31 protein-coding genes are annotated in these 24,285 nt (G+C 64.4%); 20 read left to right on the top strand and 11 right to left on the bottom strand.

The window, feature by feature from the left end; translation table 11 throughout:
• Positions 1 to 9: 9 nt before the first annotated feature.
• From LXM55_RS14705 to pilG, 4 genes are all read right to left on the bottom strand, one after another.
• The gene (locus LXM55_RS14705) at positions 10 to 2,073 is read right to left on the bottom strand and encodes a methyl-accepting chemotaxis protein (protein ID WP_233321000.1); all 2,064 of its coding nucleotides are present in this window, start codon (positions 2,071 to 2,073) and stop codon (positions 10 to 12) included.
• A 140-nt stretch (positions 2,074 to 2,213) separates the two neighbouring features.
• Positions 2,214 to 2,753 (bottom strand): chemotaxis protein CheW, encoded by a 540-nt coding sequence (locus LXM55_RS14700; protein ID WP_233320998.1) that lies wholly within the window; start codon positions 2,751 to 2,753, stop codon positions 2,214 to 2,216.
• Positions 2,754 to 2,763: 10 nt separating this feature from the next.
• On the bottom strand, positions 2,764 to 3,129 hold the full coding sequence (gene pilH / locus LXM55_RS14695; protein WP_011064000.1) for a twitching motility response regulator PilH: 366 nt from the start codon (positions 3,127 to 3,129) through the stop codon (positions 2,764 to 2,766).
• Positions 3,130 to 3,186: 57 nt separating this feature from the next.
• A complete protein-coding gene (pilG, locus tag LXM55_RS14690) occupies positions 3,187 to 3,591 on the bottom strand; it encodes a twitching motility response regulator PilG (RefSeq protein WP_011064001.1) in 405 nt (134 codons plus the stop codon).
• 236 nt (positions 3,592 to 3,827) lie between these two features.
• Between pilG and gshB the strand changes: the two genes are divergently transcribed.
• The 7 genes from gshB (at position 3,828) to LXM55_RS14655 (ending at position 9,873) form a co-directional block, all read left to right on the top strand.
• Entirely contained in the window at positions 3,828 to 4,799 is a 972-nt protein-coding gene (gene gshB, locus LXM55_RS14685; protein WP_233320997.1) for a glutathione synthase, read from the top strand.
• Between the two features lie 129 nt (positions 4,800 to 4,928).
• Entirely contained in the window at positions 4,929 to 5,828 is a 900-nt protein-coding gene (locus LXM55_RS14680) for an energy transducer TonB (RefSeq protein WP_233320996.1), read from the top strand.
• A gap of 115 nt (positions 5,829 to 5,943) precedes the next feature.
• A complete protein-coding gene (locus LXM55_RS14675) occupies positions 5,944 to 6,513 on the top strand; it encodes a YqgE/AlgH family protein (protein ID WP_233320995.1) in 570 nt (189 codons plus the stop codon).
• Positions 6,513 to 6,950 carry a Holliday junction resolvase RuvX gene (ruvX, locus tag LXM55_RS14670; RefSeq protein WP_072451798.1) on the top strand — a complete coding sequence of 146 codons (438 nt, stop codon included), beginning with the start codon at positions 6,513 to 6,515 and terminating at the stop codon, positions 6,948 to 6,950. The genes LXM55_RS14675 and ruvX overlap by 1 nt, the downstream gene beginning before the upstream one ends.
• Before the next feature lie 118 nt (positions 6,951 to 7,068).
• Positions 7,069 to 7,575: a bifunctional pyr operon transcriptional regulator/uracil phosphoribosyltransferase PyrR gene (gene pyrR / locus LXM55_RS14665; protein WP_060841533.1), complete on the top strand. Its 507-nt coding sequence runs from the start codon at positions 7,069 to 7,071 to the stop codon at positions 7,573 to 7,575.
• 25 nt (positions 7,576 to 7,600) lie between these two features.
• A complete protein-coding gene (locus LXM55_RS14660) occupies positions 7,601 to 8,605 on the top strand; it encodes an aspartate carbamoyltransferase catalytic subunit (RefSeq protein ID WP_011064007.1) in 1,005 nt (334 codons plus the stop codon).
• On the top strand, positions 8,602 to 9,873 hold the full coding sequence (locus LXM55_RS14655; protein ID WP_233320994.1) for a dihydroorotase: 1,272 nt from the start codon (positions 8,602 to 8,604) through the stop codon (positions 9,871 to 9,873). Before LXM55_RS14660 ends, LXM55_RS14655 begins: the two co-directional genes overlap by 4 nt.
• 81 nt (positions 9,874 to 9,954) lie before the next feature.
• On the opposite strand, the gene LXM55_RS14650 is transcribed toward LXM55_RS14655, so the two are convergent.
• Positions 9,955 to 10,374, bottom strand: coding sequence for an NINE protein (locus tag LXM55_RS14650; protein ID WP_233320993.1), 420 nt, complete (start codon positions 10,372 to 10,374; stop codon positions 9,955 to 9,957).
• 250 nt (positions 10,375 to 10,624) lie between these two features.
• Here LXM55_RS14650 and LXM55_RS14645 point away from each other — a divergent pair, with 250 nt between their 5' ends.
• Positions 10,625 to 11,248 carry a C40 family peptidase gene (locus tag LXM55_RS14645; RefSeq protein WP_233320992.1) on the top strand — a complete coding sequence of 208 codons (624 nt, stop codon included), beginning with the start codon at positions 10,625 to 10,627 and terminating at the stop codon, positions 11,246 to 11,248.
• Positions 11,249 to 11,292: 44 nt separating this feature from the next.
• On the opposite strand, the gene LXM55_RS14640 is transcribed toward LXM55_RS14645, so the two are convergent.
• A complete protein-coding gene (locus LXM55_RS14640) occupies positions 11,293 to 12,327 on the bottom strand; it encodes a type IV pilus twitching motility protein PilT (protein ID WP_233320991.1) in 1,035 nt (344 codons plus the stop codon).
• A 190-nt stretch (positions 12,328 to 12,517) separates the two neighbouring features.
• On the opposite strand from LXM55_RS14640, the gene LXM55_RS14635 reads away from it, so the two are divergent.
• The 11 genes from LXM55_RS14635 to LXM55_RS14585 all read left to right on the top strand — a co-directional run bounded on the left by LXM55_RS14635 (position 12,518) and on the right by LXM55_RS14585 (position 20,094).
• A complete protein-coding gene (locus LXM55_RS14635; protein WP_233320990.1) occupies positions 12,518 to 13,216 on the top strand; it encodes a YggS family pyridoxal phosphate-dependent enzyme in 699 nt (232 codons plus the stop codon).
• A gap of 34 nt (positions 13,217 to 13,250) precedes the next feature.
• On the top strand, positions 13,251 to 14,069 hold the full coding sequence (proC, locus tag LXM55_RS14630; protein WP_233320989.1) for a pyrroline-5-carboxylate reductase: 819 nt from the start codon (positions 13,251 to 13,253) through the stop codon (positions 14,067 to 14,069).
• A gap of 10 nt (positions 14,070 to 14,079) precedes the next feature.
• Complete coding sequence (locus LXM55_RS14625) at positions 14,080 to 14,670, top strand: YggT family protein (protein ID WP_060841540.1); 591 nt, start codon at positions 14,080 to 14,082, stop codon at positions 14,668 to 14,670.
• 14 nt (positions 14,671 to 14,684) lie between these two features.
• Positions 14,685 to 14,978, top strand: a complete 294-nt coding sequence (locus LXM55_RS14620) for a DUF167 domain-containing protein (RefSeq protein WP_102881168.1) — start codon at positions 14,685 to 14,687, stop codon at positions 14,976 to 14,978.
• Positions 14,979 to 15,142: 164 nt separating this feature from the next.
• Positions 15,143 to 16,282 carry a homoserine O-succinyltransferase MetX gene (metX, locus tag LXM55_RS14615; protein ID WP_233320987.1) on the top strand — a complete coding sequence of 380 codons (1,140 nt, stop codon included), beginning with the start codon at positions 15,143 to 15,145 and terminating at the stop codon, positions 16,280 to 16,282.
• A gap of 7 nt (positions 16,283 to 16,289) precedes the next feature.
• Positions 16,290 to 16,910 carry a methionine biosynthesis protein MetW gene (gene metW, locus LXM55_RS14610; RefSeq protein WP_011064017.1) on the top strand — a complete coding sequence of 207 codons (621 nt, stop codon included), beginning with the start codon at positions 16,290 to 16,292 and terminating at the stop codon, positions 16,908 to 16,910.
• A gap of 26 nt (positions 16,911 to 16,936) precedes the next feature.
• Positions 16,937 to 17,371 carry a DUF4426 domain-containing protein gene (locus LXM55_RS14605; protein ID WP_233320985.1) on the top strand — a complete coding sequence of 145 codons (435 nt, stop codon included), beginning with the start codon at positions 16,937 to 16,939 and terminating at the stop codon, positions 17,369 to 17,371.
• Positions 17,368 to 17,964, top strand: coding sequence for an RdgB/HAM1 family non-canonical purine NTP pyrophosphatase (rdgB, locus tag LXM55_RS14600; protein WP_060841545.1), 597 nt, complete (start codon positions 17,368 to 17,370; stop codon positions 17,962 to 17,964). The genes LXM55_RS14605 and rdgB overlap by 4 nt, the downstream gene beginning before the upstream one ends.
• Complete coding sequence (gene hemW, locus LXM55_RS14595) at positions 17,961 to 19,163, top strand: radical SAM family heme chaperone HemW (RefSeq protein ID WP_233320984.1); 1,203 nt, start codon at positions 17,961 to 17,963, stop codon at positions 19,161 to 19,163. The genes rdgB and hemW overlap by 4 nt, the downstream gene beginning before the upstream one ends.
• A gap of 9 nt (positions 19,164 to 19,172) precedes the next feature.
• Positions 19,173 to 19,496, top strand: a complete 324-nt coding sequence (locus tag LXM55_RS14590) for a DUF3392 domain-containing protein (protein ID WP_011064021.1) — start codon at positions 19,173 to 19,175, stop codon at positions 19,494 to 19,496.
• A 49-nt stretch (positions 19,497 to 19,545) separates the two neighbouring features.
• Positions 19,546 to 20,094 carry an RNA 2'-phosphotransferase gene (locus tag LXM55_RS14585; RefSeq protein WP_233320983.1) on the top strand — a complete coding sequence of 183 codons (549 nt, stop codon included), beginning with the start codon at positions 19,546 to 19,548 and terminating at the stop codon, positions 20,092 to 20,094.
• A gap of 29 nt (positions 20,095 to 20,123) precedes the next feature.
• Here the strand turns inward: LXM55_RS14585 and trmB are convergent, their stop codons facing one another.
• From trmB to LXM55_RS14565, 4 genes are all read right to left on the bottom strand, one after another.
• Positions 20,124 to 20,849 carry a tRNA (guanosine(46)-N7)-methyltransferase TrmB gene (gene trmB / locus LXM55_RS14580; RefSeq protein WP_233320982.1) on the bottom strand — a complete coding sequence of 242 codons (726 nt, stop codon included), beginning with the start codon at positions 20,847 to 20,849 and terminating at the stop codon, positions 20,124 to 20,126.
• A gap of 9 nt (positions 20,850 to 20,858) precedes the next feature.
• Positions 20,859 to 21,653, bottom strand: a complete 795-nt coding sequence (locus LXM55_RS14575; protein ID WP_011064024.1) for a thiazole synthase — start codon at positions 21,651 to 21,653, stop codon at positions 20,859 to 20,861.
• Between the two features lie 162 nt (positions 21,654 to 21,815).
• Positions 21,816 to 22,016, bottom strand: coding sequence for a sulfur carrier protein ThiS (thiS, locus tag LXM55_RS14570; protein WP_047306540.1), 201 nt, complete (start codon positions 22,014 to 22,016; stop codon positions 21,816 to 21,818).
• 71 nt (positions 22,017 to 22,087) lie between these two features.
• The gene (locus tag LXM55_RS14565; protein WP_233320981.1) at positions 22,088 to 22,468 is read right to left on the bottom strand and encodes a DUF423 domain-containing protein; all 381 of its coding nucleotides are present in this window, start codon (positions 22,466 to 22,468) and stop codon (positions 22,088 to 22,090) included.
• A gap of 74 nt (positions 22,469 to 22,542) precedes the next feature.
• Between LXM55_RS14565 and mtgA the strand changes: the two genes are divergently transcribed.
• The gene (gene mtgA / locus LXM55_RS14560) at positions 22,543 to 23,265 is read left to right on the top strand and encodes a monofunctional biosynthetic peptidoglycan transglycosylase (RefSeq protein ID WP_233320980.1); all 723 of its coding nucleotides are present in this window, start codon (positions 22,543 to 22,545) and stop codon (positions 23,263 to 23,265) included.
• 100 nt (positions 23,266 to 23,365) lie between these two features.
• Here mtgA and rpoH read toward each other — a convergent pair whose 3' ends face one another.
• The gene (gene rpoH / locus LXM55_RS14555) at positions 23,366 to 24,220 is read right to left on the bottom strand and encodes an RNA polymerase sigma factor RpoH (RefSeq protein WP_011064028.1); all 855 of its coding nucleotides are present in this window, start codon (positions 24,218 to 24,220) and stop codon (positions 23,366 to 23,368) included.
• Positions 24,221 to 24,285: the final 65 nt, after the last annotated feature.

Raw genomic sequence — 24,285 nt, 5'->3', positions numbered from 1 at the left:
AGCCTTGTGTCAGCGGTTGTCATTCGGGGCCGGGCCCCGGGTGGCCGGCAAGGTGAAGCCGGACACCGAGCGGCGCAACTGGCTGGCCATTTTCGCCAGGTTGCCGATGCTCTCGGCGGTGGCGGTGGAGCCGGACGAAGTCTGCGAGGTGATCTGCTGGATCACGTTCATGGTCAGGGAAATCTGCCCGGCCGACGAGGTCTGCTGCTGGGCCGCGTTGGAAATGCTCTGGATCAGCGCCGCCAGGGTCTTGGACACGCCTTCGATCTCTTCCAGGGCCACGCCCGCGTCCTGGGCCAGGCGCGCGCCACGCACCACTTCGGTGGTGGTCTGCTCCATGGAAATCACCGCCTCGTTGGTGTCGGTCTGGATCGCCCGCACCAGGGTCTCGATCTGCCGCGTGGCCGCCGAGGAACGTTCCGCCAGCCGCTGCACTTCGTCGGCCACCACGGCAAAGCCGCGCCCGGCGTCACCGGCCATGGAGGCCTGGATCGCCGCGTTGAGGGCAAGGATGTTGGTCTGGTCGGCAATGTCGTCGATCAGGCTGACGATGTCGCCGATTTCCTGGGACGACTCGCCCAGGCGCTTGATGCGCTTGGCGGTGTCCTGGATCTGCTCGCGGATGTTATCCATGCCGTGGATGGTGTTGTGCACCACCTCGTTGCCCTTGTTGGCGATTTCCACCGAGCGCTCGGCCACCGCCGAGGACTCGGCGGCGTTGGCCGACACCTGATCGATGGACTGGGCCATTTCGTTGATCGCCGTGGAGGCTTCGGAAATCTGCTGGGCCTGGTGCTCCGAGGCTTCAGCCAGCTGCATGGCGGTGGCCTGGGTTTCCTGCACCGCGCCGGCCACCTGACCCGCCGTGAGGTTGATGGTGGCCACCAGGTCGCGTAGCTGGTCGACGGAATAGTTGATGGAGTCGGCGATGGTCCCGGTGAAATCCTCGGTGACCGAGGCGGTCACTGTCAGGTCACCGTCGGCCAGGTCCTCGATCTCGTCGAGCAGGCGCATGATCGCGTTCTGGTTGCGCTCGTTCTTCTCGGCGGTTTCCTGCAGCTGGCGGTTGGTCTCGCGGACCATCACCAGGCCGATGAGGATGATCGACGCCAGCGCCAGCAGGCCCAGGACATAGCCGCCGATGGTGTCCAGCTTGCGGCTGCCGGCCAGGTTCTCGAAGCCGGTGGCCAGCAGCGAGGCTTCGTCCAGCAGGGTCTGCGACAGGCTGAAGATGTTGCTCGCCGATTCGCGGACCTGGAACAGCTCGGGGGAGGTTTCGAGGATCTCGTCCACGGAGCCGGAGACGAACTCGAACAATTCGGAAATTTCCGCCAGCCGGGCCCGGGCATCCGGGTCCTCGACCTGGCTGATCTTCAACCCCGGGTTGCCTTGCAGCATGCCGTTGAGCACCTGGCCGAAACGCGCCGCATCACGGCCAAAGGCGTCGGCGGCCTGCACCGCGTTTTCGTCGCCGGCCAGCACCGTGTTGACGGCGCCGAGAATCCGCTCGGCCAGCAGCGACTGGCGCTGGGCCATGGCCACCTGGGCCGCCGGAGCGCCGCGCTGGAGCAGGATCTCGACGACCTTTTCATATTCCACCTGCAACTGCGGCACGGTTTCCGCCAGGGTCGCGGCCACCTGATGCAGCGACAGCACGGTCTGCTCGCTGGCGAGGATCGCATCGGTGTTCTTCAGCAGCTTTTCCCAATCCAGCTGCACCGCGCGCATTTCCTGGCGCAATGCCACTGGCGCCCCGGGCAGGCCGGTGTCCGGGTCGCCTTTCTTCAGGTAGCCCCAGCGCCGGGCAAAATCGTTGCGCGCATCCCCCAGCAGCTTGAACGCCGCGGCCTTGCCCGCCGCCGCCTCGGTGGCGTTCTTGGCAATGCGCTGGGACAGCACCCGCAGCTCGCCGGCATGGCCGATGTACTGCTTGTCGTAGGTGGCCTGGGTATTGAGGTAAGCGAAGTTGGCGAACAGCAGCATGATGAACACGATCAGTGCGATGAACAGCACGATGATCTGCGAGCGACTGCGGGAGCCTTCCAGGGGCTTGCCGGTTTTGGCTTTGGTCATCGATCAGGCCTGTGGCGAGCGGGCGGTCCCGCATTCAGGTGCCCAGGGCGTGCGCAGCGCCGGGGCAGCATGGGTTGATCCAGGGAAACACGCGTTTCCCGTGGCACTGCAAACGGCGGATGCAGACGCCGGCGCACCGATCACGCCGCCACCTCCAGGAAGCCCGGCGAGCGGGCCAGGGCGAACGGGCTGAACACCTGCCAGACCTGATCGCGACGGAACTGCCCCTGCAAGTAGGGATTGACCGCGGCGTCGGCGAAGTCGGTGATGCCGGGCTCCAGGCTGTCCTGGGCGAAATGCTGCAACCCGGCCACTTCGTCCACCAGCAGGCCGGCAAACAGCTCCTTGTACTCCACCACCAGCACCCGCCGCTGCTTGCGCAGGGGCGACAGCTCACGGCCAAAGAAGCCGCACAGGTCCATGATCGGCAGCAGCCGTCCGCGCAGGTTGGCCACGCCCTTGACCCAGGGTTTGACCCCCGGCAGCAAGGTGTAGCGCGGTTCGTGCAGCACCTCGCTGATCTCGCCCATGGCGGCCACGTACCAATGCTCGCCCAGGCGAAAACCGATGCCGCTCCAACGGTGCTGGCGGGTTTCCTGGGACGGCAGGTCGGCGGCCAGCAGGCGGCAGCGCTGGTCGATCTCCAGCAGCAGCTCGAAGGCGGTCTGGGATTCGCTCATGGCCCGGCAGTCAGCCGGCCAGGACGTTGTTCAGGGTCTTGATCAGGGTTTCTTCATCCACCGGCTTGGTCAGGTAGTCCTTGGCGCCCTGGCGGGTGCCCCAGACCTTGTCGGTTTCCTGATCCTTGGTGGTGATGATGATCACCGGGATATGGCTGGTCTCGGCGTCCTTGGTCAACTGGCGGGTAGCCTGGAAGCCGTTGAGGCCGGGCATGACGATGTCCATCAGCACCGCGTCGGGCTTTTCCTCACGGGCCAGGGCCACGCCATCGGCGCCGTTCTCGGCCTTGAGCACTTCATGGCCGTGCTTTTCCAGCATGCCGGTGAGTTTGTACATTTCAGTCGGCGAGTCATCGACGATCAGAATACGAGCCATGGTCTTCCCCATACGGTATAGGCGCGCGGCCTGCTGGCCGGGCGTCGCTGTGCGTGTCTACTGTGGCGCAAGCGCAACAAAGTCCGGGACATGGGCCTTGATCGCGCTCAGCAGTTCTTCCTTGCTGAAGGGTTTGGTCAAAAACTGATCGGAGCCGACGATGCGCCCCTTGGCCTTGTCGAACAGGCCATCCTTGGAGGACAGCATGATCACCGGGATGGACTTGAACGCGCTGTTGTTCTTCACCAACGCGCAGGTCTGATAACCGTCGAGCCGCGGCATCATGATGTCGACGAAAATGATGCCGGGGTGGTGGTCGACGATCTTCGACAGGGCCTCGAAGCCGTCCACTGCAGTGATGACTTCACAACCGACGTTCTTCAGCAGCATTTCGGCCGTGCGGCGAATCGTCTTCGAATCGTCGATCACCATCACCTTCAAGGCGTTGGAATGCTGTTCCATATCTGCTCTGCCATCGCCCCAGCGAATGATTTGATCCGGTACCACGGGCCAATGCCCCAAACCCTTGAACTTCAAGGCCTCGGCCGGGCATGCGAGCCTTTTTAGCACACTCTCCCCTCTGCAATCTATGGACCACGCCAGGCAGTGGTTTTTCCTTGACCCAGGCCCCTGTCAGCGCCACTCTGACGCCACTTTTTTTGCCTCGCTTCCACTCATTTTCTTAAAGGAATCCACCCATGAGCGTTCGCGTCGGGATTGTCATGGACCCTATCGCCAGCATCTCCTACAAGAAGGACAGCTCGCTGGCCATGCTGCTGGCCGCCCAGGAGCGCGGCTGGACCCTCTTCTATATGGAACAGCGCGACCTGTACCAGGGCGCCGGCGTGGCGCGGGCGCGCATGCGTCCGTTGCAGGTCTTCGCCAACCCGGAAAAATGGTTCGAGCTGGACGCCGAGATCGACTGCCCGCTGAGCGATCTGGACGTGATCCTGATGCGCAAGGACCCGCCGTTCGACATGGAGTTCGTCTACTCCACCTACCTGCTGGAACAGGCCGAAAGCGCCGGCGTGCTGGTGGTCAACAAGCCCCAGAGCCTGCGCGACTGCAATGAAAAGCTGTTCGCCACGCTGTTCCCGCAGTGCACCCCGCCTACCGTGGTCAGCCGTCGCGCCGATGTATTGCGTGAATTCGCCGCCGAGCATGGCGACGTGATCCTCAAGCCTCTGGACGGCATGGGCGGTACCTCGATCTTCCGTCACCGCGCCGGCGACCCGAACCTCTCGGTGATCCTCGAAACCCTGACCGTGCTCGGCAGCCAGCAGATCATGGCCCAGGCCTACCTGCCGGCGATCAAGGACGGCGACAAGCGCATCCTGATGATCGACGGCGAACCGGTGGATTACTGCCTGGCGCGCATCCCGGCGGCCGGCGAAACCCGTGGCAACCTGGCCGCCGGCGGTCGTGGCGAAGCCCGCCCACTGAGCGACAAGGACCGTTGGATCGCCGCCCAGGTCGGCCCGACCCTGCGGGCCAAGGGCTTGCTGTTCGTCGGCCTCGACGTGATTGGCGAGCACCTGACGGAAATCAACGTCACCAGCCCGACCTGCATCCGTGAAATCGACAATGCCTTCGGCACCCAGATCGGCGCGCTGCTGATGGATGCCATCGAACGCAAGCTGCAAGCCGCCAGCAACAAGCCGCAAGCTTGATCTGCGTCACCTGCAGCTTGTCGCTTGAAGCTTGGCACTCGAGGCTTGAAACCAACATTGCGTTATCATGCGCCGCCTGTGAAACCGTGATGTTGGTTGTGTGATGCCTCCTGTGATGTCGAACCGCCGATGAGCCTCCCGTACGATCTGCCCCCCGAGCTGGCCCATGGCGGCGTGCGCGCGGCCGATCGCCTGGGATTTACCCTGTTCCTGGCGGCGCTCCTGCACCTGGCCCTGATCCTCGGCCTGGGCTTTTCCTTCGCCGAACCCAAGGCCATCAGCAAGACCCTGGAAATCACCCTGGCCACCTTCAAGAGCGAGACCAAGCCGAAGAAGGCCGACTTTCTCGCCCAGGACCACCAGGAAGGCAGTGGCACCCTGGACAAGAAGGCCATTCCGAAAACCACCGAAATCGCGCCGTTCCAGGACAACGCGGTAAAGAAGGTGGTGCCACCACCTTCGGTCAAGCCTGAAGTCAAGGAAGCCGCGCCCAAGGCGGCCGTGGCCACCACCGCGCCGAAACCGAAAAAGACCGTGACCCAGCGTGAAGAGGTCAGGAAAGACCCCACGCCCAAAGCCGCCACCCCGACGTTCGACAGCTCGCAGCTGTCCAGCGAGATTTCCAGCCTGGAAGCCGAGCTGGCCAACGAACAGCAGCTGTATGCCAAGCGACCGCGCATCCACCGCCTGAGCGCCGCCTCCACCATGCGCGACAAGGGCGCCTGGTATAAGGACGAATGGCGCAAGAAGGTCGAGCGCATCGGCAACCTCAACTACCCCGAAGAAGCGCGACGCAAGCAGATCTACGGCAATTTGCGGCTGATGGTCTCGATCAACCGCGATGGCTCGCTGTACGAGGTGCTGGTGCTGGAATCCTCCGGCCAGCCGCTGCTGGACCAGGCCGCCCAGCGCATCGTGCGCCTGGCCGCGCCGTTCGCGCCCTTTACCGGTGATCTGTCGGACATCGACCGCCTGGAAATCATCCGCACCTGGCGCTTCGCCCGGGGCGACAAGCTGTCCAGCAACTGATCCCGCCCCTTCCCGCAGAAGCCCGCAAGACCGATGCAACCTTCACGCTGGCAAGCCAGCGCCTGCAAAAGGCTGGCGCTTGTCAGCCGGCCCCGCCACCGCCACACTAGCGCTCATGAAAAATGTCAGCCCAAGCTATCTCAAGCATCACTTCCTGATCGCCATGCCCCATATGGCCGACCCGAACTTTGCGCAGACCTTGACCTACATCGTCGAGCACAACGCCAGTGGCGCCATGGGCCTGGTGATCAACCGGCCCCAGGACCTGAACCTGGCCGATATCCTCGAACAACTGCGCCCCGATGAAGAGCCGTCGCTGCTGTGCCAGCACGTGCCGATCTTCAGCGGCGGCCCGGTGCAGACCGATCGCGGCTTCGTCCTGCACCCCAGCGGCCCGGTCTACCAGGCCACGGTGGAGCTCGAAGGGCTGTCCCTGTCCACCTCTCAGGATGTGCTGTTCGCCATCGCCGACGGCGTCGGCCCGGCCAAGAGCCTGATCGCCCTGGGCTACGCCGGCTGGGAAGCCGGGCAACTGGAAGCCGAGCTGGCGGACAACGCCTGGCTGACCTGCCCCTTCGACGCCGACATCCTGTTCAACACCAGCAGCGAATTACGCCTGGAAGCCGCCGCCCGGCACCTGGGGGTCAACCTCAGCCTGCTCACCAGCCAGGCGGGCCACGCCTGATGGCCTTGCGACTGATCCTCGGCTTCGACTACGGCACCAAGCAGATCGGCGTCGCCGTGGGCCAGGCCATCACCGGTCAGGCCCGCGAACTGTGCACCCTCAAGGCGCAGAACGGCGTGCCGGACTGGAATCAGGTGGAAGCCCTGATCAAGGAATGGAAACCCGATGCCGTGGTGGTAGGCCTGCCGCTGAACATGGACGGCAGCCCCAGCGACATGTGTGCGCGCGCCGAAAAATTCGCCCGACGCCTGAACGGCCGCTTCAATGTGCCCTTCTATACCCACGATGAACGCCTGACCACCTTCGAGGCCAAGGGCGAACGCCTGGCCCGGGGCGGGCAGAAAGGCAGCTACCGCGACAACCCGGTGGACGCCATCGCCGCGGCCCTGCTGCTGCAGGGCTGGCTCGATGAAAACGCCGGCCTGCTGAACACCTGAGACCCGAACCCTGAAGATGCACGGCTCCCGGGCTGCGCGTCTCCTGGCCCGACACCAGCCGTAAGTCCCACGCGCCTCGCTGCCCGGCAACCCGGCGCGAGCCCACGAAGGAGCCACCATGAGCCTGCCCAATCCCGCCGCCCTGATCAGCCAGATGGCCACTGATCTCAACGCCCACCTGGCCCAGCGCGCCATCAGCGAGCCACGCTTCATCGGTATCCGTACCGGCGGCGTCTGGGTGGCCCAGGCCCTGCTGGAAGCCCTGGGCAGCGACGCGCCCCTGGGCACTCTGGACGTGTCCTTCTACCGTGACGACTTCAGCCAGAACGGCCTGCACCCGCAAGTGCGTCCTTCGGAGCTGCCGTTCGAGATCGAAGGCCAGCACCTGGTGCTGATCGACGACGTGCTGATGAGCGGCCGGACCATTCGCGCCGCCCTCAATGAACTGTTCGACTACGGCCGCCCGGCCAGCGTGACCCTGGTCTGCCTGCTGGACCTGAACGCCGCCGAGCTGCCAATTCGTCCGAATGTGGTGGGCGCGACCCTGTCGCTGGCCGCCCACGAGCGGGTAAAATTGTCCGGTCCTGCGCCGCTTCAACTCGAGCTCCAAGACCTCGCCCTCTAACTCGCCCTTTTAAGAGTCCATTGCGATGACGCCTCTAGACGCCAAGCGCCCGCTGCAGCTCAACGATCAGGGCCAGCTGCGCCATTTCCTGTCCCTCGACGGCCTGAACCGCGAGCTGCTGACAGAAATCCTCGACACCGCCGACTCGTTCCTCGAAGTCGGCGCCCGGGCGGTGAAGAAAGTCCCGCTGCTGCGCGGCAAGACCGTGTGCAACGTGTTCTTCGAAAACTCCACCCGAACCCGCACCACCTTCGAACTGGCGGCCCAGCGCCTGTCGGCGGACGTGATCACCCTGAATGTCTCGACCTCCTCGGCGAGCAAGGGTGAAACCCTGCTGGACACCCTGCGCAACCTGGAAGCCATGGCCGCCGACATGTTCGTGGTGCGCCACGGCGACTCCGGCGCCGCGCACTTCATTGCCGAACACGTGTGCCCGCAGGTGGCGATCATCAACGGCGGTGACGGCCGTCACGCCCACCCGACCCAGGGCATGCTCGACATGCTGACCATCCGCCGGCACAAAGGTGGCTTCGAGAACCTTTCGGTGGCCATCGTCGGCGACATCCTGCACTCGCGGGTGGCACGCTCCAACATGCTGGCGCTGAAAACCCTCGGCTGCCCGGACATCCGCGTGATCGCGCCGAAGACCCTGCTGCCCATCGGCATCGAGCAGTACGGGGTCAAGGTCTACACCGACATGACCGAAGGCCTGAAGGACGTGGACGTGGTGATCATGCTGCGCCTGCAACGTGAGCGCATGCAGGGCGGCCTGCTGCCCAGCGAAGGCGAGTTCTACCGCCTGTTCGGCCTGACCACCGCGCGCCTGGCCGGGGCCAAGCCCGACGCCATCGTCATGCACCCGGGCCCGATCAACCGCGGCGTGGAGATCGAATCGGCGGTGGCCGACGGCCCGCACTCGGTGATCCTCAACCAGGTGACCTACGGCATTGCAGTGCGCATGGCGGTACTGTCCATGGCCATGAGCGGGCAGACCGCCCAGCGACAATTCGAGCAGGAGAACGCCCAGTGAAGCTCAGCATTCTCGGCGCCCGCGTCATCGATCCAAGCAGCGGCCTGGATCAAACCACTGATCTGCACCTGGAAGCCGGCAAGGTCGTCTCCATCGGCGCCGCCCCCAATGGTTTCAACGCTGTCACCACCCTCGATGCCAAGGGCCTGGTGGCCGCGCCCGGCCTGGTGGACCTGAGCGTCGCCCTGCGCGAGCCGGGCTACAGCCGCAAGGGCAGCATCGCCAGCGAAACCCGCGCCGCCGCGGCCGGTGGCGTCACCAGCCTGTGCTGCCCACCGCGTACCAAGCCGGTCCTGGACACCTCGGCGGTGGCCGAACTGATCCTCGACCGTGCCCGCGAAGCCGGCAACAGCAAGGTGTTCCCCATCGGCGCCTTGAGCAAGGGCCTAGAAGGCGAACAGCTGGCCGAACTGATAGCCCTGCGTGACGCCGGTTGCGTGGCCTTCGGCAATGGCCTGGACGGTTTCCGCAGCACCCGCACCCTGTGCCGCGCCCTGGAATACGCCGCCACCTTCGACCTGACGGTGATCTTCCACTCCCAGGACCGCGACCTGGCCGAAGGCGGCCTGGCTCACGAAGGCGCCACCGCCAGCTTCCTCGGTTTGCCGGGTATCCCGGAAAGCGCGGAAACCGTGGCCCTGGCCCGGGACCTGCTGCTGGTGGAGCAGAGCGGCGTGCGCGCCCACTTCAGCCAGCTGACCAGCGCCCGCGGCGTGGAACTGATTGCCCAGGCCCAGGCCCGCGGCCTGCCAGTGACCGCTGATGTGGCGCTGTATCAGCTGATCCTCACCGACGAGGCGCTGATCGACTTCTCCAGCCTGTATCACGTGCAGCCGCCGCTACGCTCGCGGGCCGACCGTGACGCCCTGCGTGCAGCGGTGAAGTCCGGGGTGGTGCAAGCCATCTCCAGCCATCACCAGCCCCATGAGCGCGACGCCAAGCTGGCACCGTTCGGCGCCACCGAGCCGGGCATCAGCAGCGTCGAACTGTTGCTGCCCCTGGCCCTGACCCTGGTGCAGGACGGTCTGCTGGACCTGCCGACCCTGCTGGCGCGCCTAAGTGCGGGCCCGGCCGAGGCGCTGCGCCTGCCGGCAGGCAAGCTGGCAGCCGGCAGCGCGGCGGACCTGGTGCTGTTCGACCCGGCCAGCTCCACCGTGGCTGGCGAGCGCTGGCTGTCCAAGGGCGAGAACTGCCCGTTCCTCGGCCATAGCCTGCCGGGCGCGGTGCGCTACACCCTGGTGGACGGGCACATCAGCTATCAAGGCTGATTCCCTGTAGCCGCTGCCGCAGGCTGCGAACGGCTCCGAAAGGGCCGTCGCGCCTGATGGCAGCAGCGACAAAAGCCGTCCTCAGCGACGCTTGGCGTTTTCCAGCGAGACCTGATCGTTCAGGGTCCAGAAGTCGTACAGCACCCCCAGGAAGAACAGGCCGCCGGTGAACAGGTAGATCACCCCGCTCAGCCATTTGCCCTGGTACATGCGGTGCACGCCGAAGACCCCGAGGAAGGTCAGCAGAATCCAGGCCACGCTGTACTCCAGCGGACCTGCGGTAAAGCGAAGGTCCGCTTCCCGGTCCATGGACGGGATCAGGAACAAGTCGATCAGCCAACCAATGCCCAGCAGACCGAAGGTGAAAAACCAGAGAGTCCCGGTCACCGGCTTGCCGTAATAGAAGCGGTGGGCCCCGGTAAAACCGAAAATCCACAACAGGTAACCGATCACCTTGCTGTGGGTGTCATGGGTGGATGCATCCTGACGATAGGTGTTCATTAAGTGCCTCTTTGCAGGTGATAGATAAATATTCTTAAAAACTTTGTGACTTTTTTACAGGCATTCGACGTGCGGCCAATGTTACCTTCTGTTCCGTCAAAGCCTTGTACTGCCTGACTTCTGACGGTTTTCTGCGTCAAGTTGCCACCTCTTTGCCGAAGTTGACCCCAAGGTTGAATCGACAAACGGCCTCGGAAGTGACCTGAAAGCTGTTATAAAGTTGCGCGCTAACCAATAAGAGCCTTGCCTAATGCGTCCATTTTTCAAGACATGGCTAACCATTTGCCTATTAATGCCACTGGCCGCCCACGCCACCAACCGTGAGCAACGACTTCCCAACGTTAATGGCTACACCCCGAAACCTCACGTTTCGACGGTCACCGCCAAGAACAAGACCTCGATCAAGCACCCTACCCGCCTGAGCAAGGCCGACAACAAGCTGGTGGCCAACACTGCCGGCCGGCCGAGCACCACGGTCCTCAGCCGCGCGGTCAACGTTCTCGGTACGCCGTATCGTTGGGGCGGCAGCAGCCCAAGTAAAGGCTTCGATTGCAGCGGCCTGGTGCGTTACGCCTTCAACGACGTTGCCGCCGTGGACCTGCCGCGCACTTCCAACGCCATGGCCAGCGGCCACGGGCAGAAAGTCGAGCGCAAGGACCTGAAGCCGGGCGACCTGCTGTTCTTCAACATCAAGAGCCGCAAGGTCAACCACGTCGCCATCTACCTGGGCGAAGACCGCTTCATCCACGCCCCGCGGCGCGGCAAGGCGGTGACCATCGACACCCTGAAGAAACCCTACTGGCAGAGCCACTATGTGGTTGCCAAGCGGGTCCTGCCCAAGGAGCACGCGCCCCTGCGGGTCGTGCAGCGCTAACACCCCCATTCGCCGGCTTGCCGGCGAATGCATTTCCAGCCCCGTCAAAAACTCTCCGGCATCCGCGCCTTCTCCCGCGCCTGCTCACGGCTGATCAGGCCCTGCCCAAGCAACGCCTTCAGGCTCATGTCCAGGGTACGCATGCCCTGAGCGCCGCCCGTCTGGATCGCCGAATACATCTGCGCCACCTTGTCCTCGCGGATCAGGTTGCGGATCGCCGGGCTGGCCAGCATGATCTCGTGCGCCGCCACCCGGCCACCACCGACCTTCTTCAGCAGCACCTGGGCGACCACCGCCTGCAGCGACTCGGCCAGCATCGAGCGCACCAGGGCCTTCTCCTCCCCCGGGAACACATCCACCAGCCGATCGATGGTCTTGGCCGCCGATGAGGTATGCAGGGTGGCCAGCACCAGGTGCCCGGTCTCTGCGGCGGTCAGCGCCAGGCGGATGGTTTCCAGGTCCCGCAGCTCTCCCAACAGGATCACGTCCGGGTCTTCACGCAGCGCGGCGCGCAAGGCCGTGGCGAAGCTCTGGGTGTCGCGCTGCACCTCGCGCTGGTGCACCAGGCAGCTTTTCTGCGGATGCACGAACTCGATGGGGTCCTCAATCGTGAGGATGTGCTGCTGCCGGTGCTGGTTCAGGTGATCGATCATCGCCGCCAGCGTGGTGGACTTGCCGCTGCCGGTGGGCCCGGTCACCAGCACCAGCCCCCGGGGCGCCTCGGCAATCTGCCGAAACACTTCCCCCAGCCCCAACGCTTCCAGGCTCTGCACCCGCGAAGGAATCAGGCGCAACACCGCGCCGGCACCACGGGCATGCTGGAAGGCATTGACCCGGAACCGCGCCACGCCCGGCAGTTCGTAGGCGAAGTCCAGGTCCTGGGTGGCGGCGAAGGCTTGGCGCTGTGCTTCGCTCATCAGGCTGTGGATCAGGTCCAGCGCCCGAGGTGCATCCAGGGCCGGCCCGTCGAGCGGGCGGATATCGCCATCGATGCGCAGCAACGGTGCCAGCCCGGCGGACAGATGCAGGTCCGAAGCGCCCCGGGAAGCGCTCAAGCGCAAGAGTTCGGTGATGTCCATAGAGCCCCCCAATTCCAGTAGAATGCCGCGAGCTTCAGACCCGCTCGCGCCCGGCAGATTCGCTGGCCCGGCTGCGAACAGTGTCCGGCACGGCCCTTGAGCATGGCTCGGGCCGGTCGACAATCGAGGTCTGGTGGATTCACGCGGCAGCCGGTGGTCAAGGCCGCCGGTACTTTTGAGACGAAATCGAATGTCCACGATAGCAGACAACATTGCCCAGGTAGCCGAGCGCATCCGCAGCGCCTGCCAGGCTGTACAACGCGACCCGCACAGCGTCCAGCTGCTGGCCGTGAGCAAGACCAAGCCCGCCGCCGCCCTGCGCGAAGCCTACGCCGCCGGCCTGCGGGATTTCGGCGAGAACTACCTGCAAGAAGCCCTGGGCAAGCAACAGGAACTGGCCGACCTGCCCTTGAGTTGGCACTTCATCGGCCCCATTCAGTCGAACAAGACCCGTGCCATCGCCGAGCATTTTGCCTGGGTGCACTCCGTGGATCGCTTGAAAATCGCCCAACGACTGTCCGAGCAACGCCCGGCCGAGCTGCCGCCGCTGAACATCTGCATCCAGGTGAACGTCAGCGGCGAAGCCAGCAAGTCCGGCTGCAGCCCGGCCGAACTGCCAGCCCTGGCCAGCGCCATCAGCGCCTTGCCACGCCTGCAACTGCGCGGGCTGATGGCGATTCCCGAGCCCACCGAGGATCGCGCCGCCCAGGAAGCCGCCTTCGCTGCGGTGCAGCACTTGAACAACCAACTGCGAGACAGCCTCAAGCTGCCCCTGGACAGCCTTTCCATGGGCATGAGCCACGACCTCGAAGCGGCCATTGCCCAAGGCGCCAGCTGGGTGCGGATCGGCACCGCGCTGTTTGGTGCACGCGACTACAGTCAGTCCTGATGCGACTGACCCTGACCTCTCATAAGGACCTGTCATGAACACGACTCGTATCGCTTTTATCGGTGCCGGCAACATGGCCGCCAGCCTCATCGGCGGCCTGCGGGCCAAAGGCCTGGAGGCGGCGCAGATCCGCGCCAGCGACCCCGGCGCCGAAACCCGCGCCAAGGTGGCGGCCGAGCACGGCATCCAGGTGTTTGCCGATAACGCCGAAGCCATCGACGGCGTCGACGTGATCGTCCTGGCGGTCAAGCCCCAGGCTATGAAAGCCGTGTGCCAGGCCCTGCGCCCGAGCCTTCAGCCGCAGCAACTGGTGGTGTCCATCGCCGCCGGCATCACCTGTTCGAGCATGAACAACTGGCTCGGTGCCCAGCCCATCGTGCGCTGCATGCCCAATACCCCGGCGCTGCTGCGCCAGGGCGTCAGCGGCCTGTACGCCACCGCCCAGGTCAGCGCCCAGCAGCGCCAGCAGGCCGAGGAACTGCTGTCCGCCGTGGGCATTGCCCTGTGGCTGGACCAGGAGCAGCAACTGGACGCGGTGACCGCCGTCTCCGGCAGCGGCCCGGCGTATTTCTTCCTGCTGATCGAAGCCATGACCGCCGCTGGCGAGAAACTCGGCCTGCCCCGGGAAACCGCCGCCCAACTGACCCTGCAGACCGCCCTGGGCGCCGCCCACATGGCTGTTTCCAGTGACGTCGACGCCGCCGAACTGCGCCGCCGCGTGACCTCGCCGGCCGGGACCACGGAAGCGGCCATCAAGTCGTTCCAGGCCGGTGGCTTTGAAGCCCTGGTGGAAAAAGCATTGGGTGCCGCCGCGCACCGCTCGGCCGAAATGGCCGAACAACTGGGCCAATAAGGAGCCAATGATGATTGGATTGAACACCGCCGCGGTGTATGTGCTGCAAACCCTGGGCAGCCTGTACCTGCTGATCGTGCTGATGCGTTTCGTCCTGCAACTGGTCCGCGCCAACTTCTACAACCCGCTGTGCCAGTTCATCGTGAGGGCCACCCAGCCGCTGCTCAAACCGATGCGCCGGATCATTCCCAGCCTTGGCGGCCTGGACATGTCCTCGCTGTTGCTGGCGATCCTGGTGCAACTGGCGCTGATGGCCCTGACCCTGCTGCTGACCTACGGCACCACCGGCAACCCGCTGCAACTGCTGATCTGGTCGATCATCGGCGTGACCGCGCTGTTCCTGAAGATCTTCTTCTTCGCCCTGATCATCAGCGTGATCCTGTCCTGGGTCGCGCCGGGCAGCCACAACCCCGGCGCCGAGCTGGTGAACCAGATCTGCGAACCGGCCCTGGCGCCGTTCCGCCGCATCCTGCCGAGCATGGGCGGCCTGGACATCTCGCCGATCCTGGCCTTCATGGTGCTCAAGCTGCTAGACATGCTGGTGATCAACAACCTGGCGGCCATGACCATGATGCCGGACATCCTGCGTCTGCTGATCTGACCCAGGCGGCCCGCATGAGTTATTTCCGCTGGGACGGTGACGATCTGATCCTCGATTGCCACCTGCAACCCAAGGCCAGCAGCGACGAGTTCGCTGGCCTGCACGGCGAGCGGTTGAAGATCCGCCTCACCGCGCCCCCCGTGGAAGGCAAGGCCAACGCGCACCTGATGGCCTTCCTGGCCAAGGCCTTCGGCATCCCCAAGAGCCACGTCAGCCTGGTCAGCGGCGAGTTGAACCGGCAGAAGCGGGTACGCCTGCAAGCGCCGAAGAAACTCCCGGACCTGCCAGGGCTGGCGCGCCCCGCCTGACTCACCGACACGCCGGCTCCTCGCCCTCGCATCCGCCGTGGGAGCCGGCTTGCCGGCGAACCTCCCACCGCCATTTCCCCCGACGCAACACAGCCCCGGGCTTTGCTTGCCGCTGGGGGCAGCGGTCTTTAGACTTACGCCTCATTTAAATGAGAGCAGGGTCGATGCCAACTGCCTTCCCCCCCGATTCTGTTGGTCTGGTCACACCGCAAATAGCGCACTTCAGCGACCCCCTGGCCCTGGCCTGCGGGCGCGCGCTGCCGGCCTACGACCTGATCTATGAAACCTACGGTCAGCTCAACGCCAGCGCCAGCAACGCGGTACTGATCTGCCACGCCCTGTCCGGCCATCATCACGCCGCTGGCTACCACAGCCCCGACGACCGCAAGCCCGGTTGGTGGGACAGCTGCATTGGCCCGGGCAAGCCGATCGATACCAACAAGTTCTTCGTGGTCAGCCTCAACAACCTGGGCGGTTGCAACGGCTCCACCGGCCCCAGCAGCCTCAACCCGGAAACCGGCAAGCCGTTCGGCGCCGACTTCCCGGTGCTCACCGTGGAAGACTGGGTGCACAGCCAGGCACGCCTGGCGGACCGCCTGGGCATCAGCCAGTGGGCGGCGGTGATCGGTGGCAGCCTGGGCGGCATGCAGGCCCTGCAATGGACCATCACCTACCCGGACCGGGTACGGCATTGCCTGGCCATCGCCTCGGCGCCCAAGCTTTCGGCGCAGAACATCGCCTTCAACGAAGTGGCGCGCCAGGCGATCCTCACCGACCCGGAATTCCACGGTGGCTCGTTCCAGGAACAGGGTGTGATCCCCAAGCGCGGGCTGATGCTGGCACGCATGGTGGGGCACATCACCTACCTGTCCGACGACTCCATGGGCGAGAAATTCGGCCGTGGCCTCAAGAGCGAGAAGCTCAACTACGACTTCCACAGCGTCGAGTTCCAGGTGGAAAGCTACCTGCGCTATCAGGGCGAGGAGTTCTCCGGGCGGTTCGACGCCAACACCTACCTGCTGATGACCAAGGCCCTGGACTATTTCGACCCGGCGGCGAACTGCGACGACGACCTGGCCAAGACCTTCGCCCACGCCACCGCCAAGTTCTGCGTGATGTCCTTCACCACCGACTGGCGCTTCTCCCCGGCCCGTTCCCGGGAGCTGGTAGACGCGCTGATGGCCGCGCGCAAGGACGTCTGCTACCTGGAGATCGACGCCCCCCAGGGCCACGACGCCTTCCTGATCCCGATCCCGCGCTACCTGCAGGCGTTTAGTCACTACATGAACCGCATTACCTTGTGAGGACACGATGAGAGCCGATCTGGAAATCATCCAGGAATGGATCCCCGCCGGCAGCCGCGTCCTCGACCTGGGCTGCGGTAATGGCGAGCTGCTGAGCTGGTTGCAGGAGCACAAGCAAGTCACCGGCTACGGCCTGGAAAACGACCCGGACAACATTGCCGAGTGCGTGGCCAAGGGCATCAACGTGATCGAGCAGGACCTGGACAAGGGCCTGGGCAACTTCGCCAGCAACAGCTTCGACATCGTGGTCATGACCCAGGCCCTGCAAGCCGTGCACTACCCGGACAAGATCCTCGACGAAATGCTCCGGGTCGGCCGCCAGTGCATCATCACCTTCCCCAACTTCGGCCACTGGCGCTGCCGTTGGTACCTGGCCAGCAAGGGCCGGATGCCAGTATCGGAATTCCTCCCGTACACCTGGTACAACACGCCGAACATCCACTTCTGCACCTTCGAGGACTTCGAAGAACTGTGCCGCGAGCGACAAGCCCGGGTGATCAACCGCCTTGCCGTCGATCAACAACACCGCCACGGGTGGGCCAGTAAGCTATGGCCTAATCTCTTAGGGGAGATCGGCATCTACCGCGTCAGCAGTCCCGGCCTGCAAGATCACAAGGTCGCGGTATAAACCACGTTGCATCGAGGAGAACCATCATGGGACGTCTGGTTACATTTCTATTGGCTGCCTGCCTGAGCCTCAGCGCCCTGGCGGCGGACCCGATCAAGGGCGATCGCAAGGAAGTGTTCGGTGACATCACCGTGCACTACAACACCTTCAACTCCACCTACCTGCAGCCTGATATCGCCAGGGCGGCGGAGCTGGTTCGCAGCAAGAACCAGGGCGTGATCAACGTTTCGCTGATCAAGGACGGCAAACCGCTGGTCGGCCAGGTCAGCGGTACGGTCAAGGACCTGACCAGCAAGAGCATCCCGCTGAAATTCCGCCAGATCAATGAACAGGGGGCGATCTACTACATCGCCCAGTTCCCGGTAGAGCAGCAGGAAAACCGTACGTTCACCATCACCGTGCAAACGGGTAGTGACACCAACAGCTTCAGCTTCAACCAAGAGCTATTCCCGGGCGAATAATGAACCTTACGCAACTCGTACTGGCCAGCCACAACGCCGGCAAACTCAAAGAACTCCAGGCCATGCTCGGCGCCTCGGTGCAATTGCGCTCGATCGGCGAATTCAGCAGCGTGGAGCCGGAGGAAACCGGCCTGTCGTTCGTCGAGAACGCCATCCTCAAGGCGCGCAATGCCGCACGCATTTCCGGCTTGCCGGCGCTGGCGGATGACTCCGGCCTGGCGGTTGACTTTCTCGGCGGCGCGCCGGGCATCTACTCGGCGCGCTATGCCGACGGCCAGGGCGACGCGGCGAACAACGCCAAGTTGCTGGACGCCCTGAAGGACGTACCCGAAGCGCAGCGTGGCGCGCAGTTCGTCTGCGTCCTGGCCCTGGTGCGGCACGCCGATGACCCGTTGCCAATCCTCTGCGAAGGGCTGTGGCACGGGCGCATCCTCACGGCCGCCAGCGGCGAGCACGGCTTTGGCTACGACCCGCTGTTCTGGGTGCCGGAACGTGACTGCTCCAGCGCCGAGCTGGGCCCGGTGGAGAAAAACCAGCTCAGCCACCGCGCCCGCGCCATGGCCATTCTGCGGCAACGCCTGGGCCTGCAATGACTCATGAGCCCTCCGCGTCGCCGCTGATTCTCGGCGGCGCGCCAACGCCTCGGGCGGCGCTGCCCCAGTTGCCGCCCCTGGCGCTATACATCCACATCCCGTGGTGTGTACGCAAATGCCCCTATTGCGATTTCAACTCCCACGCCGCCAGCCCGACGCTGCCGGAAGAAGAGTACGTCGATGCCCTGCTCGCCGACCTCGATCTGGAGCTGCACGCGGTCTATGGCCGCGCGCTGAGCTCGATCTTCTTCGGCGGCGGCACCCCGAGCCTGTTCAGCGCCCAGGCCCTGGGCCGGCTGCTCAAGGGCGTGGAACAGCGCATCCCCTTCGCCGGCGACATCGAGATCACCCTGGAAGCTAACCCCGGGACCTTCGAGCAGGAGAAGTTCACCGCCTACCGCGCCCTGGGGATCAACCGCCTGTCCATCGGCATCCAGAGCTTCCAGGAACAGAAGCTCAAGGCCCTGGGCCGCATCCACAACGGTGACGAAGCGGTACGCGCCGCCGGCATGGCGCGCCAGGCCGGGTTCGACAACTTCAACCTGGACCTGATGCACGGCTTGCCGGACCAGTCCCTGGACGATGCCCTGGACGACCTGCGCCAGGCCATCGCCATGAAGCCGACCCACCTGTCCTGGTATCAGCTGACCCTGGAACCCAACACGGTGTTCTGGAACCAGCCGCCGGTGCTGCCGGAAGACGACACCCTTTGGGATATCCAGGAAGCCGGCCAGGCCCTGCTGGCCGAGCATGGCTACGCCCAGTACGAGGTCTCGGCCTACGCCCAGCCCGGCCGCGCGGCGCGGCACAACCTGAACTACTGGAGTTTTGGCGACTTCATCGGCATCGGTGCCGGTGCCCACGGCAAGCTCAGCCACCCGGACGGGCGCATCCAGCGCACCTGGAAGACCCGCCTGCCCAAGGACTACCTGAACCCGGCCAAGCCGTTCAAGGCCGGCGAGAAAACCCTGGGCAACGACGAGCTGCCGTTCGAGTTCCTGATGAACGCCCTGCGCCTCACCGACGGCGTCGACGCCGCGCTGTTCGCCGAACGCACCGGCCTGGACCTGGCCAGCCTTGCCGAAGGCCGGCGCCAGGCCGAACAAAGCGGCTTGTTGCAGGTCGAACCGTCACGCCTGGCGGCTACGGCCCGCGGGCAACTCTTCCTCAATGACCTGCTGCAATACTTTCTGATCTAAGGAAATCACATGGATCTGGTACTCGACCTGCTTGCCACCGTGTCCCGCTGGAGTCGCAGCAACCTCTCGGAAATCGCCCTGGCACTGGTGGGCTGCCTGCTGGTGCTGTTCGGCGCGGACATCAAGGGCTGGGTCGAGCAACGCCTGGGCGGCATCGCCGGCGCCCTGCGCGTGCCGCTGATGGCCCTGCTGTGCATGGTCGGCAGCGGCCTGGCGCTGATCTACGCCACGCCGTGGATCGTCCGCGGCCTGAGCCAGTTCAATAACTACAGCCTGGCGCCGGTGCTGCTGGTGGTGCTGGTGCTGATTGGCGTGGTCGCCGACCGTCGCTGATTCGCCGGCGAACGCAATCCAACGGCCACCCTCGCCATCAAGGATGAACATGAGCAAGAAACTCATCGAGGACACCAGCAAGTTCCTCAGCTACGTGCTGCGCCACGAACCCCAGGCCATCGGTCTTGTGCTGGACAGCGAAGGCTGGGGCGATATCGACGCGCTGATCAGCGGCGCGGCCAAGGGCGGCCGACAACTGAGCCGGGAACTGATCGAGCGGGTCGTCGAAGGCAACGACAAGAAACGCTTTGCCCTGTCTGCCGATGGCCAGCGCATCCGCGCCGTCCAGGGGCACTCCAACAAGGCCGTGCACTTACAGCTGGAGGCGCAGCAGCCGCCCGCCATCCTCTACCACGGCACCGCCACGCGCTTCATGGACTCGATCAATGAAAAGGGGCTGATCCCCGGTTCACGGCACCACGTGCACCTGTCCCGGGAAATCGACACCGCCCGGGCCGTGGGCCAGCGTTACGGCCAGGTGGTGATCCTGCAGATCGACGCCCAGGCCATGCAGGCCCAGGGCTTCAGGTTCTATCAGGCAGAGAATGGGGTGTGGCTGACCGACCGGGTGCCGGTCGATTTCATCCAAGCCCTGTAGGAGCCGGCAAGCCGGCCCCTACAACAGGCTCAGTCGAGCTTTTCGAACTTCAGATCCCACACACCGTGGCCCAGGCGCTCGCCACGACGCTCGAACTTGGTGATCGGGCGTTCGGCCGGGCGCGGCACACACTGGCCGTCTTCGGCCAGGTTGCGATAACCCGGGGCAACGTTCATCACTTCCAGCATGTATTCGGCATAGGGCTCCCAGTCGGTGGCCATGTGCAGAATGCCGCCGACCTTGAGCTTGCTGCGCACCAGTTCGGCGAAGGAGGCCTGGACGATACGGCGCTTGTGGTGCCGGCTCTTGTGCCAGGGATCGGGGAAGAACAGCATCAGGCGGTCCAGGCTGTTGTCGGCGATGCAGCGGTTGAGCACTTCAATCGCGTCGCAATCGTAGACCCGCAGGTTGGTCAGGCCCTGGGTCAGCACGCCATTGAGCAGCGCGCCGACACCCGGACGGTGGACTTCCACGCCGATGAAATCCTGCTCCGGGGCCGCCGCGGCCATTTCCAGCAGCGAGTGGCCCATGCCGAAGCCGATTTCCAAAGAGCGCGGCGCCGAGCGGCCGAACACCTGGTCGTAATCCACCGGGGCGTCAGCCAGGGGCAGCACGTACAGCGGCGCGCCCTGGTCCAGGCCGCGCTGCTGGCCTTCGGTCATGCGCCCGGCGCGCATCACGAAACTCTTGATGCGGCGGTGTTGGCGCTCGTCGCCGGCTTCCGGCTGGATTGGCGTGTCGTTTGATTCAGTCATCAATGGCTCTTACTTGATCAGACCATCCAGCGGCGAAGAGGCGCTGGCATAGAGTTTCTTCGGCATGCGACCGGCGAGGTACGCCAGGCGGCCCGCGACAATCGCGTGTTTCATGGCTTCGGCCATCATGACCGGCTGCTGCGCATGGGCGATGGCCGAGTTCATCAGCACCGCTTCACACCCCAGCTCCATGGCGATGGTGGCATCGGAAGCGGTGCCGACACCGGCATCCACCAGCACCGGAACCTTGGCTTCCTCGAGGATGATCTGCAGGTTGTACGGGTTGCAGATCCCCAGCCCGGTGCCGATCAGGCCGGCCAGTGGCATGACCGCGATGCAGCCCATTTCCGCCAGCTGGCGGGCGATGATCGGGTCGTCGCTGGTGTAGACCATCACGTCGAACCCTTCCTTGACCAGCACTTCGGCGGCCTTGAGGGTTTCCAGCACGTTGGGGAACAGGGTCTTCTGGTCGGCCAGGACTTCCAGCTTCACCAGGTTGTGGCCATCGAGCAGCTCACGGGCCAGGCGGCAGGTGCGCACGGCTTCCACCGCGTCATAGCAACCGGCGGTGTTGGGCAGGATGGTGTAGCGATCCGGCGGCAGGATATCCAGCAGGTTCGGTTCGCCCGGGTTCTGGCCGATATTGGTCCGGCGCACGGCGACGGTGACGATCTCGGCACCCGAGGCCTCGATGGCCAGGCGGGTTTCTTCCATGTCGCGGTACTTGCCGGTGCCTACCAGCAAACGCGACTGGTACGTCCGACCGGCCAGGACGAAAGGCTTGTCACTACGAACGTTGCTCATCGGAAATCCTCTGTTGGGGTGAGGTTCTTGCAGAATTCTTTATCAGGCCCGGGGCGCTGGTGACCCACGATCCGGGGCCGGTGAACGCATTCGTCCATGAGAGGGCCCGGAGTCGGGCCAGGGCGCTGCGCAGATCAGCGGCAGCGCTGTTGAAGCCCGTGACTAGCCGCCGCCGATGGCGTGGACCACTTCCACCTGATCGCCCTCGTTGAGGGCGGTTTCGGCGTGCTGGCTGCGCGGAACGATATCCAGGTTGAGTTCCACCGCGATCCGCCGGCCGCTCAGTTCCAGCTGGCTCAGCAGGGCCGCAACGGTCGAGCCGTCGGGCAGTTCAAAGGATTCACCGTTCAACTGAATGCGCATGCTCGAAGCCGCCATCATTTTTAGGGGCCAGCATTCTAGCCCGATCGTGACCCAAAGGTCAGCTACAAGCGTCAGCCGGCGACTTGCAGGCGCCAGGCGGCAAGGCCCAGCAAGAACCAGCCAACGAGGAAGGCCACGCCACCGAAGGGGGTGATGATGCCCAGCTTGCTGATGCCGCTCAGGGTCAACAGATACAGGCTGCCGGAGAACAGCAGGATGCCCAGGGTGAACGCTGCGCCGGCCCAGGTCACCAGCCGCCCGGGAATATGGGCCGCCAGCAAGGCGACGCCGAACAGCGCCAGGGCGTGCACCAGTTGGTAGGTCACGCCTGTGTGAAAAATAGCCAGGTATTCCGTGCTCAGGCGGTTTTTCAGGCCGTGGGCCGCGAAGGCGCCGAGGGCCACCCCGGTGAAACCGAAGAAGGCGGCCAGCATCAGGAAGCCACGCAACATGAGGAACTCCAGTCAGATTCAGCGCAAAGGGTCTGTATAATGGCGCGCTCAACGGGTTCGGCCAAGCCATCTCTATGCTGCGTTATCTGTTTCGTCGCCTTGTAAAAGCCTTGATGTGGTTCGTGGTCGGCAGCGTGCTGCTGGTGCTGCTGTTTCGCTTCGTGCCGCCACCGGGCACCGCCCTGATGGTGGAGCGCAAGATCGAATCCTGGGTCGACAACGACCCCATCGACCTGCAACGCACCTGGAAGCCGTGGAACGAGATATCCGACAACCTCAAGGTCGCGGTGATCGCCGGCGAGGATCAGAAATTCCCCGAACACTGGGGTTTCGATATCGACGCGATCCAGGCGGCACTGGCCCACAACGAACGCGGCGGTTCGATCCGTGGCGCCAGCACCCTGAGCCAGCAAGTGTCGAAGAACCTGTTCCTGTGGTCCGGCCGCAGCTACCTGCGCAAGGGCCTGGAAGCCTGGTTCACCGCCTTGATCGAAGTGTTCTGGCCCAAGCAGCGGATTCTTGAGGTCTACCTCAACAGCGTCGAATGGGATGAAGGGGTGTTCGGTGCCGAGGCGGCTGCGCGCCACCACTTTGGCGTCAGCGCGGCCGACCTGTCGCGCCAGCAGGCCAGTCTGTTGGCCGCCGTGCTGCCCAATCCGCGGGTGTGGAGCGCCGCTCGGCCCAGCACTTACGTCATGCAGCGAGCGGGCTGGGTTCGGCGGCAGATGAGCCTGCTGGGCGGGGCCGATTATCTGAATCGGCTGGACGAAGCCCGCAAGGCGCCGTGGGCGGGCTAGGTCACCCAGGGCCTTCTTCGCCGGCCAGCCGGCGCCTGCAGCAGATGCGCAAACAAAAACGCCCCGAGATGATCGGGGCGTTTTGCATGACGCTTCAGGCTTAGGCGGCGATGGACAGTTTCAGCTTGTTCATCGCGCTTTTTTCCAGCTGGCGGATACGCTCGGCCGAAACGTTGTACTTCTGCGCCAGGTCGTGCAGCGTGGCTTTCTCTTCGGCCAGCCAGCGCTGGTAGAGAATGTCGCGGCTGCGTTCGTCCAGCACTTCCAGCGCTTCGTGCAGGTTGCTGGTGGAGTTGTCGCTCCAGTCAGCGTCTTCCAGTTGCAGCGCCGGGTCGTAGCGGTGGTCTTCCAGGTAGTTGGCCGGCGATTGGAAGGCGCTGTCGTCATCCGCTTCAGCAGCAGGGTCGAAGGCCATGTCCTGGCCGGTCAGGCGGCTTTCCATCTCGCGCACTTCACGGGGCTCGACGCCCAGGCTTTCCGCCACGCGGTGCACTTCTTCGTTGTTCAGCCAGGCCAGACGCTTCTTCTGGCTGCGCAGGTTGAAGAACAGTTTGCGCTGAGCCTTGGTGGTCGCGACTTTGACAATCCGCCAGTTACGCAGGATGAACTCGTGAATCTCTGCCTTGATCCAGTGCACGGCAAAGGACACCAGGCGCACACCCATTTCCGGGTTGAAGCGCTTCACGGCTTTCATCAGGCCAACATTGCCTTCCTGGATCAGGTCGGCCTGGGCCAGCCCGTAGCCGGAATAGCTGCGGGCGATATGTACGACAAAACGCAGGTGGGCGAGCACCATCTGCCGAGCCGCCTCAAGATCCTGCTCATAGTAGAGACTCTCGGCCAGTTCACGCTCCTGCTCGGGCGTCAGCAATGGAATGCTGTTCACCGTGTGCACATAAGCCTCCAGGTTTGCGCCTGGAACCAATGCGTAAGCAGGTTGCAAAGAAGTGGTCATACGAAAAAACCTCCGACTCACATAACTCGTGCAGTTCAGCACTGCGAAAATTGACCGGAAACCGC

Source organism: Pseudomonas sp. Au-Pse12 (genome assembly GCF_021341665.1).
In the GTDB taxonomy this organism is placed as follows: domain Bacteria; phylum Pseudomonadota; class Gammaproteobacteria; order Pseudomonadales; family Pseudomonadaceae; genus Aquipseudomonas.
Note: the sequence above shows the minus strand (reverse complement) of the source record. Positions and strands in the feature narration are given on the sequence as shown.